Annotated in this window: 14 protein-coding genes and 1 pseudogene; 7 read left to right on the forward strand and 8 right to left on the reverse strand. The window is 48.8% G+C overall.

Translation table 11 applies throughout. The annotated features are described in order from the left end of the window. Nucleotides 1-9: 9 nt before the first annotated feature. From rseA to AC0IXI_RS05670, 4 genes are all read left to right on the forward strand, one after another. Nucleotides 10-657 (forward strand): anti-sigma-E factor RseA, encoded by a 648-nt coding sequence (gene rseA, locus AC0IXI_RS05655; protein WP_064513130.1) that lies wholly within the window; start codon nt 10-12, stop codon nt 655-657. Beyond that, a complete protein-coding gene (rseB, locus tag AC0IXI_RS05660; RefSeq protein ID WP_064513128.1) occupies nt 657-1,613 on the forward strand; it encodes a sigma-E factor regulatory protein RseB in 957 nt (318 codons plus the stop codon). Before rseA ends, rseB begins: the two co-directional genes overlap by 1 nt. Further along, nucleotides 1,610-2,089 (forward strand): SoxR-reducing system protein RseC, encoded by a 480-nt coding sequence (rseC, locus tag AC0IXI_RS05665; RefSeq protein WP_064513126.1) that lies wholly within the window; start codon nt 1,610-1,612, stop codon nt 2,087-2,089. The genes rseB and rseC overlap by 4 nt, the downstream gene beginning before the upstream one ends. A gap of 450 nt (nt 2,090-2,539) precedes the next feature. Beyond that, nucleotides 2,540-3,796 (forward strand): tyrosine-type recombinase/integrase, encoded by a 1,257-nt coding sequence (locus AC0IXI_RS05670; protein ID WP_471682045.1) that lies wholly within the window; start codon nt 2,540-2,542, stop codon nt 3,794-3,796. On the opposite strand, the gene xis is transcribed toward AC0IXI_RS05670, so the two are convergent. The 8 genes and pseudogenes from xis to AC0IXI_RS05710 form a co-directional block, all read right to left on the reverse strand. Further along, entirely contained in the window at nt 3,774-4,043 is a 270-nt protein-coding gene (gene xis / locus AC0IXI_RS05675; RefSeq protein ID WP_232905093.1) for an excisionase Xis, read from the reverse strand. The two genes, AC0IXI_RS05670 and xis, sit on opposite strands and share 23 nt — an antisense overlap. Nucleotides 4,044-4,095: 52 nt before the next feature. Next, nucleotides 4,096-4,302: a hypothetical protein gene (locus AC0IXI_RS05680; protein WP_471682046.1), complete on the reverse strand. Its 207-nt coding sequence runs from the start codon at nt 4,300-4,302 to the stop codon at nt 4,096-4,098. Then, the gene (locus tag AC0IXI_RS05685) at nt 4,295-4,519 is read right to left on the reverse strand and encodes a TraR/DksA family transcriptional regulator (protein WP_471682047.1); all 225 of its coding nucleotides are present in this window, start codon (nt 4,517-4,519) and stop codon (nt 4,295-4,297) included. The genes AC0IXI_RS05680 and AC0IXI_RS05685 overlap by 8 nt, the downstream gene beginning before the upstream one ends. Nucleotides 4,520-4,560: 41 nt before the next feature. Further along, nucleotides 4,561-5,723: pseudogene (locus tag AC0IXI_RS05690) on the reverse strand (RecT family recombinase). Next, on the reverse strand, nt 5,686-8,160 hold the full coding sequence (locus AC0IXI_RS05695) for a PD-(D/E)XK nuclease-like domain-containing protein (RefSeq protein ID WP_471682048.1): 2,475 nt from the start codon (nt 8,158-8,160) through the stop codon (nt 5,686-5,688). The pseudogene AC0IXI_RS05690 and the gene AC0IXI_RS05695 overlap by 38 nt, the downstream one beginning before the upstream one ends. Nucleotides 8,161-8,382: 222 nt before the next feature. Then, entirely contained in the window at nt 8,383-8,577 is a 195-nt protein-coding gene (locus tag AC0IXI_RS05700; RefSeq protein ID WP_134186846.1) for a DUF1482 family protein, read from the reverse strand. Further along, nucleotides 8,577-8,852, reverse strand: a complete 276-nt coding sequence (locus AC0IXI_RS05705; RefSeq protein ID WP_471682049.1) for a hypothetical protein — start codon at nt 8,850-8,852, stop codon at nt 8,577-8,579. The genes AC0IXI_RS05700 and AC0IXI_RS05705 overlap by 1 nt, the downstream gene beginning before the upstream one ends. Nucleotides 8,853-9,083: 231 nt before the next feature. Further along, nucleotides 9,084-9,512, reverse strand: coding sequence for a hypothetical protein (locus tag AC0IXI_RS05710; protein WP_424222454.1), 429 nt, complete (start codon nt 9,510-9,512; stop codon nt 9,084-9,086). A 23-nt stretch (nt 9,513-9,535) separates the two neighbouring features. Here AC0IXI_RS05710 and AC0IXI_RS05715 point away from each other — a divergent pair, with 23 nt between their 5' ends. The 3 genes from AC0IXI_RS05715 to AC0IXI_RS05725 all read left to right on the forward strand — a co-directional run bounded on the left by AC0IXI_RS05715 (nt 9,536) and on the right by AC0IXI_RS05725 (nt 10,622). Further along, the gene (locus AC0IXI_RS05715) at nt 9,536-9,784 is read left to right on the forward strand and encodes a transcriptional regulator (protein WP_424222453.1); all 249 of its coding nucleotides are present in this window, start codon (nt 9,536-9,538) and stop codon (nt 9,782-9,784) included. Between the two features lie 13 nt (nt 9,785-9,797). Continuing rightward, nucleotides 9,798-10,340: a toxin YdaT domain-containing protein gene (locus tag AC0IXI_RS05720; RefSeq protein ID WP_424222452.1), complete on the forward strand. Its 543-nt coding sequence runs from the start codon at nt 9,798-9,800 to the stop codon at nt 10,338-10,340. Between the two features lie 84 nt (nt 10,341-10,424). Further along, nucleotides 10,425-10,622: a ClpX C4-type zinc finger protein gene (locus AC0IXI_RS05725; protein WP_424222451.1), complete on the forward strand. Its 198-nt coding sequence runs from the start codon at nt 10,425-10,427 to the stop codon at nt 10,620-10,622. The last annotated feature ends 246 nt before the right edge of the window (nt 10,623-10,868 follow it).

The raw sequence follows: 10,868 nt of genomic DNA on the forward strand, positions 1-10,868 counted from the left end.
TAATTAGGCATGCAGAAAGAACAGCTTTCCGCTTTAATGGATGGGGAAACTCTGGATAGCGAACTGCTCGGTACTTTGTCGAAAGACAAAACATTGCAGAACAGCTGGGAGAGCTACCACCTAATCCGCGATACTATGCGCGGCGATACCAGTGAATTACTTCATTTTGATATTGCAGCCAACGTCATGGCCGCAATTGAAAATGAGCCAGTGCGTAATGTCACGCCACTCATTACTGAACAGCAGCCCGAACCTCAGCAATGGCAGAAAATGTCATTCTGGAATAAGGTTCGTCCGTGGGCAAGCCAACTCACCCAAATGGGCGTTGCAGCATGCGTATCGCTTGCGGTAATCGTCGGGGTGCAGCACTATAATGGCCAGTCTGACAACCCTGCTCAGCCCGAGGCTCCGGTGTTTAACACTTTGCCAATGATGGGTAAAGCAAGTCCGGTAAGTTTGGGTGTGCCGTCTGACAGCACAGCCAGCACAGGTCAGCAGCAGGTACAGGAACAGCGTCGACGTATCAATGCTATGTTGCAAGATTACGAATTGCAGCGTCGTTTACACGCCGAGCAACTCCAGTTTGAACAGGCACAAACCCAGCAAGCTGCGGTACAAGTGCCAGGAAACCAAACTTTAGGAACTCAATCGCAGTAATGAAGCAACTTTGGTATGCCCTGTCTCTTATGACAAGCAGCCTGTTGTTCACCTCAAATGCCTCGGCGGACACTGTTTCGTCCGGGGCATTGTTGCAGCAGATGAACCAGGCAAGTCAGTCACTCAATTATGAGTTGGCATTTATCAGCATTAATAAGCAGGGGATAGAGTCTTTACGCTATCGCCATGCAAGGCTTGATAATCGTCCACTTGCACAATTGCTTCAGATGGATGGCCCACGTCGTGAGGTTGTCCAGCGTGGCAGTGAAATCAGCTATTTTGAACCAGGACTTGAGCCGTTTACGCTCACTGGGGATTACATCGTTGATTCGCTCCCATCAATCGTCTACACCGATTTCAAACGTCTTACCCCTTATTACGACTTCATCTCTGTTGGTCGTACGCGTATAGCCGATCGCCTGTGTGAAGTCATTCGTGTTGTGGCACGAGACGGTACGCGTTACAGCTACATGGTGTGGATGGACTCTGAAACCAAATTACCACTGCGCGTTGATTTGCTGGATCGTGATGGCGAAACGTTGGAACAATTCCGCGTTATTTCTTTCAACGTTAGCAAAGAAGCAAATACCATGATGCAAACTCTGGCAAAGGCAAATTTACCGCCTTTGCTATCGGTTCCAGGTGCTGAGAAAGTGAATTTCTCCTGGGCACCGACTTGGTTGCCACAAGGTTTTAGCGAGGTATCCAGCAGCCGTCGTCCATTGCCAACTGTTGATGTCCCGATTGAATCACGTCTCTATTCTGATGGCTTGTTTAGCTTCTCGGTAAACATTAGCCGCGCTGTAAGTAATAGTACCGATCAGCTATTACGCACGGGGCGCCGTACGGTCAGTTCTGAGGTTCGTGACAAAACTGAGATCACCATTGTGGGTGAATTGCCTCCGCAAACTGCAAAACGTATTGCTGACAGTATAAAATTCAAGGCTGCGCAATGATCAAAGAGTGGGCGACCGTTGTCTCCTGGCATAATGGTGAAGCGCAACTTAGCTGCGACGTGAAAACCTCCTGCAACAGCTGCGCTTCCCGCGCAGGCTGTGGCAGTCGCATACTCAATAAACTCGGCCCACAGACCAGCCACACTTTATCGGTTGCTTGCGATACACCGCTGGTGGTGGGTCAAAAAGTCGAGTTGGGTATTACGGAAGGCAGTCTGATCGGCTCAGCATTGCTGGTTTATATGTCACCGTTAGTCGGTTTATTTCTGGTATCAGCCCTTTTCCAGGCGCTGTTTGGGACAAACCTTGCGGCGATTTGTGGTGCGTTGCTGGGTGGGGTTGGTGGTTTTCTTATCGCGCGCGGCTTCTCTTTGAAGCTCAGTCGTCGTGAAACCTGGCAGCCTGTTATTTTAAGCGTTGCTCTGCCGCCTGATGCATTGAGAGTCGAAACTGTTACTTCTGCGGACAATCGGTGAAGCCTCTTCTGCCCACTATCTATTTGACACACATTCCACCGGCTTTTCATCACTCAGCTACGCTTGCATGATGACCTGTTTCCTCGCTTTCTCGTTGTAGTGTAGAATGCGGCGTTTCAGGCAAAAGACAGCCATTGACATCATGCTCTGTACAGCGCATTGCGCCGAGCTTTCCCGGATTTGTAAGGCATAAAACCTCTAACTATGAAGAATATACGTAACTTTTCTATTATTGCCCACATCGATAATTGCCACTAAGTCACCATCTGCCACCCTCAGTCAAATTCCTCGTAAAATTCCAGCCATAGCAGCACCTTCCAACCAATTCCCTCACATTCATTTGCGAACCTAAGACACGATAAGCCAACATTTTTGTGTCCACCGCTGTGTCCATATTCTATGATGGACACATCAGAGCGTGTCCACCGTGGACACGAGCGGGGTTTTTGTATGGCAATTTCAGATAGTTATCTAAAGGCTTGTCTCGGCAAGGATCGGGATAAAGTAGAAGAGAAAGCAGACCGTGATGGGCTGTGGGTTCGTGTCAGTAAAAAAGGCGCGGTGACGTTCTTCTATCGCTACCGGTTCCTGGGTAAACAGGACAAGATGACTATCGGCAACTATCCATCGTTTGGCCTTAAAGCTGCGCGAGAAGAAGTTGAGAAATGGGCCGCCGTTCTTGCCCGTGGCGAGAACCCGCGCATTCGCCAGAGTTTGAACAAAACCAAAGTTAACTCTCGATATTCATTCGAAGAACTGTTTCGCGAATGGCACGGCATTGTGTGCATTCAGAAAAAGACTTCAGATCAAATCTTGCGAACGTTTGAACTACACGTCTTCCCAAAAATCGGAAAGTACCCAGCGGAGGATTTGACTCTGCATAACTGGCTAACAGTTCTGGATCGCCTGGCAGAAGGTTATAGCGAAATTACCCGCAGGGTTATCAGTAATGGGAAGCAATGCTATTCGTGGGCAGTTAAACGACAAGTGCTTGAGAAAAATCCTCTCTCTGAATTATCCGGGCAGGATTTTGGCATTGAGAAGAAGATCGGAGAGCGAACTCTTTCACGTCATGAGATAGCGCTGGTTTGGCGCGCTGTGGAAGATTCTCGCCTGATGGAGCGGAATAAGATCATCGTGAAGTTGAGCCTGTTATGGGGATGCCGTATTGCCGAGCTTCGCCTGGCAGAACGCTCGCATTTCAACTTTGAGGATGGGATATGGACGGTACCGCCAGAGAACCATAAAACCGGACGTAAAACGAAGAAGCCTCTCATCCGTCCAATACTTCCAGAGATAGTTCCGCTCATTAGCAGAGCTATGGAACTAACGCCATGCGCACCAGACAAACCGGAACAGCCAGGCAAGTTTGTTTTCTCACGTTATGGTGATAAGCCAATGACAGAGACCTTTCACCTGAGCATCAGCAATAATTTGCGAGTGTTTATGCTAAAGGCTTACAGCGAGAACGTGCCTCATTTTTCTATTCATGATCTTCGCAGGACTGCTCGTACAAACTTTTCAGAGCTGACGGAACCGCATATTGCCGAAATCATGCTTGGCCACAAATTACCTGGCGTATGGGCTGTATATGACAAGCACAATTATATAAACGAAATGCGGGAAGCGTACGGGAAGTGGTGGGCCAGGCTCATGAGCATCGTTGAGCCTGACGTTATTGAGTTCAAACCGCGCGAAGCGATGTAACGCGCCCTTTGATATCGCGTTCACGATGAATGTGCTCGAGAGGCTTACGCTTTGGCAAGGATTGTTCAGCCGTCTGCCATGCAACTACTTGCGCACGCTTCCAACGATTTGAAGCTCCCATGCATGAGTAATCAGGCTCAGGGAATGGGTTTTCCGATTTGTTTCGGTAACGGGCCAGCGTGCGCGTTGAGATACACAGGAAATCGCAAACGCGCTTCGTGTCCATCCAGCTCTCATTATCAGTCATAGCGTCCTCACTTTGGCCCCCTGTGGGGCCGTATTAAATTGATAATTCGAAATCAAACTGCCGGGCGTTGCTGTAATGATGCTTTCCAGTCTTCACCACGAACCATCTGATCAAATGTTTTGCTGGCAAAAGTGCGGTACCAGATTGAGTAGATTTCGTTGATTGCAGGTTTTGCCGTAAAGAAGCATGCGCGGCCATCAGCATCAATTGCCCACCAGATGAACCGGTCAGGCACCTTTCCCCAGTCGGGCTTAACCACGTTTTCCGTTCCTTTGTTTTGCCTGCAACTCTTCAACTCCCTTGCAGCTCGCGCAGAGCTGGCAACCAGGAATCGCTATCCGGCGAGCCTCCAGCAACTCTTCATCACATTCACGGCAATGAGTCGCTGATATGGCGTGCTCATTCAATCTGGCACGACTCAATGCAGCGTTACGATGCAGCTCTTCCAGTTCGCTCGCGTTATCAATGATGTCCATTAATTACTCCTTGAGCGGGAGGGGTAACCTCCCGGCAGTCGTTAGCCAACGTATTCTGGTTTCATATCAGCGAGAGTGATGGTGAACTGATCGTGCAGTTCGTCACCTAAGTGGCGTTTAGCTGAATTAAGAGCTCGCTCAACATCCTTAAAGCGTTCTGCTGCGTCAGGTTCCCCCGGATTTGGAAGCGAGTTAATTGCAGCTTCAATGCGGTTCTTATGGTCCACGCGGTGATAACGTGCCACGGCTTTGTTTTTCAGTTCTGTGTAGATAGCATTGCCCAGGGTAGGTTTTGCAGACTCAACATCGATACGAATTGCTTTAGCCGCATCGACATCCTGAACAGCTTCAATGCGATCGCGGAACTCATCGGCCAGGACATTGATGTTTGCTGTGGATTCCTGCGCGCTGGTGGTTGTGGCCACTGAGTCGCTGGCAATCTCTTTCAGGCTTACACGCTGAGCTGGTGCTGGATTAATTTCACGTTCTGGCTTTTGCTCCATATCTTCCGGGCTGTAAACACCAAGAATGACCTCAGGGCAGTACAGGCGAGCCCAGTACTTAACGCCCAAGTAAGCGATCTGTTGCTTAGGGTTGGATACCCACAACGGGGAGTTACGCGTCACAACACCTGAAAGATAAACTGGTTCACCCCAGGTAACCTCACTCTCTCCGCGAAGGATCGCTCCCACCTGGACATATAAACCCAACTCGTCTTCATCACTCCAACCGCGAACGCGCTCTGTGACTGTGTATTTACCATTTTTACCGGTCTTTTCACGCGTAACTTCTTTGGTCGTGGTGCAGCGCTCCCATTCACCGCCGTAACGGTAATGGAAACGCCCCTGAATGGCGTTTGAACTGGCAATGACCGCATTTACCAGCTGCGCTTCATACCCCAGCACTCCATTTACAAGGTGTGTCTTTTGAGCCACGGCGTAAGGATTCATCCCCCATTGCATGGCTTGCATAACGATAGCCATACAATCAGCTGGTTTACCTGCCAGATGCGCAGGGACTGTTACCTGTGAATCAGCCATGAGATTCGCAAATGCGGTTAACTGCCCGAGCGCCTGAACGTTAAAAATTGCGTTGCTGGCAGAAATGGTATTTGGAGCCTGCTGTTCAGCCGTTACGATATTGGTGTTTTGCATGTTCATTTCCCCTTATGCCAGGCGCAGTGATTCAAGACGGCGCAGGTCAAAATCGTTCAGTTCGTCGGTGTAGTCTTCTGCAATCGGTGCTGGCCACACATTGGTGTCCAGAGCGTTGCTAATTGCATTTATAGCTTTCCGGTATTCCAGTCGTCCCAGCTCCAGTAATTCTTCAGATGCTTCGATGATGGCAACCCAGTGGTAACCCTCGTCCTTATTCACAAATATCCAGAAGAACTGGTTGAAGTCGGCAACATCGCAGTACATCGCGGCGCTCAGGTGGTAATCACGCTCAATGATTTCGCGATGCAGTTTTGCGCGAAGGAAGTCCTGCTTCACTTTTCCCAGGCTAATGGTTTTGAGATCTACGCCGATGCGAACACTGGACATATCAATTTCCAGGTCAGGACGAACGCGAACCTCTAAGCCTGTTTCCTCATCCATACCGAAATAACTGACTTCGTTGGCGCGGTTAGGATGCTGCAGTAGCTGACCAGCAGAAGGGTGGTTGAACAGCGCCTGCTGAATTGCTTTCGCATGGGACAGCTGGCGTTCGCTCAGTATGATTTTGTCCTGGTTGGCTTCATTCCATTGCTGTTCGAATTCTTCAGCAAAGATGGCATCAGGCTTAACCGTCCGGATGGCTGAAGACAGAACATCTTTAGTACCGGTCAGTTTCAGCTGTTCTGATTTGTCTTTTCCTTCGTTGTATTCACGAATGAAGGCTTTTAACGAATCAGTATTGGTAAACGCACCATCTGGAATGCCAGGGAAAACAGCAAAGTCTGTTTCCAGCGTTTCAGGTTCAAGAGCCAGTGCGTGCACGAGAGTGCCGAACGTGAATGCTTCGCTGGTTTCGCGGCCAATGGTTTTGGCAATATGTCGGCCGTGGAAATACATCAGGCTCACACGCGCATCTTTCACCTGAGTACTGCTGATACCGTTGGCACCGTGATAAACCTCGTTTGGCAAACCTTCATAGCGGCCTGGCTCAAAGTAAGCAGGGAACTCAGCAGCTGGCTGCTCTATGGCAATGACTTCTTCACCATCTGCAGCAATACTTTCGCCTGCTGAAATCTCAACACCACTCGCGATTTCGTTACCGTTAGTCGCTTCCACCGGCTCATTGATTACGGTCTCCATAGGTTGTTTTTCTTGTTTCTCGACTTCATTTGATGGGGTATTGATGACCGGGTTATCATTTTTTGGGGAACCCATCAGGCCTTCAATTGAAAATACAGTTGCGCTAATGCGCTTTACCTCAGGCTGAGTTGAGGCGCTGTCTAAATCAGGTTTGGCTTGCTCGGAGGCCACATTATTACTGGTTTCAATGGTGGTGCCTGATACTGCCGAACCCATAGCAATTGCCAGTGTTTCTGCGCTTGGATTGGCGTGGTCAGTTTCAGTTAACTTCGCGTTAATCCATGCCTGGTGAGTACCTGGCATCATGTGAATGTTTGGTGCAGCACTCCGTACAACAGCGAAGATAGCAGCGCGGGAATAATCGAGAATGCCAGGGCAGTGACGCAGCTTGCGTGACCATTCTTTCCACGGAGATTCTTTGGCTGCAATCATCTCTTTAGCACGGCGGTAAATGCTGACGGGGATGTTGTAGATATCGAAATCCATAGGTAAAAGCGCGCCCGCAATTTCGATATCGAGCGTATCAAGAGTGTGCTCAAGGTCAGGAGAACGATCGGTCTTATTCAGGCCACCAGCAGTCGCACCTGATGGCGTACGTGGAACTGAAGTTATGTAATTACCTGCGGCCCACTCACGAACCAGAATTCCGCGATCAATATGTTCTGTGGTCAGCCATAAATTAGAGAATTGAACGACGCGGGTCAGTTCGTGACGCTTATCCATTGGGAATACAGTTTTGATGGCATAGGTGTATTTCCACAGTTGCGCGGTGCTGAGGTCTTCAAGTCCTGGCGCGTTTCTGGCTGCCAGTAACAGGTTCTGGACGTAGCTGTTATCGGTATCTAGCGACATCTCCATAATTTGAACGCGCTGCGCGTGCTTAATATGATGAGCGGTAACGGTACTGATAAGCTGAGAAAGCAGTCTTCTGCCGAATGCCATTTCCGCCACTGGGTATTCAGTGAGGTCACCGTCATTAGCATCAACAACCAGGTCTTTATCCGCAGTGGTGATATTAGCTGTGGCAGCTGGTACCGACGAAGTTTCTTCGGTTGCGATAATTTCGGGAGTAGCGGCATCTGCAATGACTGGAGATTCAGGTGCTGCATCAACAACAGCAACAATCTTCTGCCAAGTCTTACTGTCATCTGCGAGCTCGTAGCGCTCACCCCATGAAGCATCCAGCACGCGCTCTTCTGGTAAATCATCGAACACTGGCACGTTAGTTCGAACCGGCAGCATGTAATCAGCGCCGCGTCCTGTCTCAATGTCGTTATCTTCCAGGATGTTCATGATTTCACGATCGGCACGAGATTCAGATTTGCAATCGAACCAGGTGAACATATTTGGCTTACCTGCTTTAGGCCGAGCTTTGATTAGATAGGCGAACATCATTGTTTTTACGCTCCAAAAGGTTGTAAGATCCCCGAGCCATTGAAAGCGCCCATTGGGTGGTTACTTTGGTTAAACAGATTTCCAGCGCACTTTGCCGGTACCGCTGGACGTAGAGCCCGCCTTGCGCGGGTTTTTGCGTTTCACACGCCCGATATGGGAATTCCCATATCGCTAAAACTTCGTTGTTACTGCTGGCTGCTCATCATTGCGAATCAGACCGTCGACCGGGTAACAATCACCGACAACATTCTGCTCTATAGCTGCCTGCTCACACTGGGCCTGGTTGTCATAGACTCCCAACACCACATCCTGAAAATCACCGTTGGTCATGCCTAATGTCAGCACTAAAGCGAATAGGGTGCTCATCAGTGAATCCCCGTACCTGCAGGAACCAGACGCTTATCCAGCTGGTTGCAAATGTAAGGCTGACGAATCAACCGCGTATTACCCACTGGCTGGCAGTAGTAAATGCCCGAGTCCCGGTTGAATGACACCAGCCATGGCGCCATAGTTACGCTGTCGCGGAAGTGGCGAGCCTGACCTTTAGCCAGCTCCGGGTATGCTGGAACGTGAACCACCGGTGCAACCGGACGGCGATGAAACTGGAAAATGCTTGCTGCCTGTTTAAATAAGCTAATCATCTCAATCCCCTTTGCCCTTATCGCCAGGCTGGCGGAACGTTTATCGGAGCAACGCAGCGCGTTGTTGATGGAGAGAGTTTACTCATTACTAAACCGCCATGTAAAGTAAATAGTAAACATTTTTTGTTAAGTAATGACTAAACCATTAAATGGAAAGGGTATTTATTTGGATTGGATAGGCTGAGGGTACAAAAAAACCGCCATAAAGGCGGTTCAGTATTGAGTCGAGAACTATTTTCGAGTGGCTGCGAGTTCTTTAAATAGTTGATTGTACTTGTTGAACTTGGTTTCGAACTCAAGCAGAACTATTTTCTTCTCAGAGTCTGGGAATCCACGAAAGTGCAAAACAAGCTCTACTTCATCAGCAGTAAGGACAAGGTCGTTTATTTCTTTATCTGGGTGTTCGGTATCTACATCCAAGTAACCGGCAGGCATATTATAGTCTTTTTCTATCCTACGAGCCGCTCTTTCCCCAAATGAACTCTTGCCATTTATCAACTGAGATAAATAGCTCTTTTCTTTTTCTGGAAGCGATCTATCAGCAAACCATGCTTTTAGGCGCTTTCTTCTGATGTCTGCAGTAGTCATTTGAGCATTTTGATTAGTAAAATCTAAACAAGCAAATACTTGACTATTAGGTTTAGTAATTAGTAAACTCATTTCACACCTTATAAGGAGAGTATATGCAACTCAAAGATTACCTATCTCAGCAGCGCGGTAACGCCAAATGGCTATCTAAAAAGATGGGTATTTCCATGTCGTACTTGTCTCAAATGGCAGTGTCAACTTCAGCCATTTCGCCTGAGCGAGCAATAGAGATCGAGCGTTATACGAATGGCATGGTAACCCGCGCTGACTGCATTCCAGATAAATGGATGCGTATTTGGCCTGAATTTACACCACAGGCAACTAACTCTGCGAATGAAGTCTAGGCGAGGACCAATCATGCAAACACTAACGTTTCAAGATGATAGCAAGCTGAACCTCATGCCAATGATAAATCGCTATCAGCCAAAGCAGCATGATGAGCATGAAGTGATCCGCGACGCTGTCCGTTCCTGGGCAGCTGCAATCGACAATCAGGACGTTGTTTCAGCTCTGATTATTGAGCAATGGAATGCCAGCGGTGGTGAGGGAATTGATTTTCCCGATGATATTAGCCGTGGGCGCCAGAAGCTATTCCGGTACCTGGACAACAAATTCAACTCTGAGAAATACCGGGAGAACATCCAGAAGCTCACACCATCAATTCTTGCTGTTCTGCCGCTGGAGTTTCGCGGCCGACTAGTTCCTGCGGACAACATCATGATGCGCCTGGCACGACTGGAGAAAGAAACCAGCGAGGCCAAGGTGGCAGTTGCGCTTGATGCGCCAACTCATCAAAAGCTGAAGGAGCTGAGCGAGGGGATTGTGGAGATGTTTCGTGTTGACCCGGCACTGACCGGACCTTTGATGGAAATGGTGACGAACATGCTTGGAGCGATATGAAAGGTTCAAAAATGGCGAAAGCCGCTCTGCGGGAACAGAAGCGACTTTCAGGTGCAATAACCACTACGGAATCGCGAGGGAATTATGTCAGTTAACACTGCGGTAAACAACCAACCAACTCATGAGTGCACGTTTTGCGGAATCACCAACGCTGTTCTTAAAGGCGTAATGATTGCTGGTCCCGGCGTCAACATCTGCCAGGAATGCGTCCTGCTTTGTGTCGATATCGTTTTTGGGCATAGCGCTAAGCATGGCGAGGGCGATCTACGTGAAGCGCACTAATCAAAACAACCCAGGCACCAGGGGAAACCAATGGCCGGAGAATGGATAAAAATGCGGACTTCACTGGTTACCAGTCCGAAGGTAAATGGAATTGCCAGAATACTGGAGCGTTCCGCAGATGTTGGACGCATGTTTTCCATTAACCGTGACATGACGTTATCTCAAATCGTAACGCGTAACGTAACGCGTAACGTAACGGTGTCACTACTACTAACGGTATGGGCTGCTGCAAATGAGCATACGAGT

Source organism: Buttiauxella sp. AC038 (assembly GCF_979253565.1).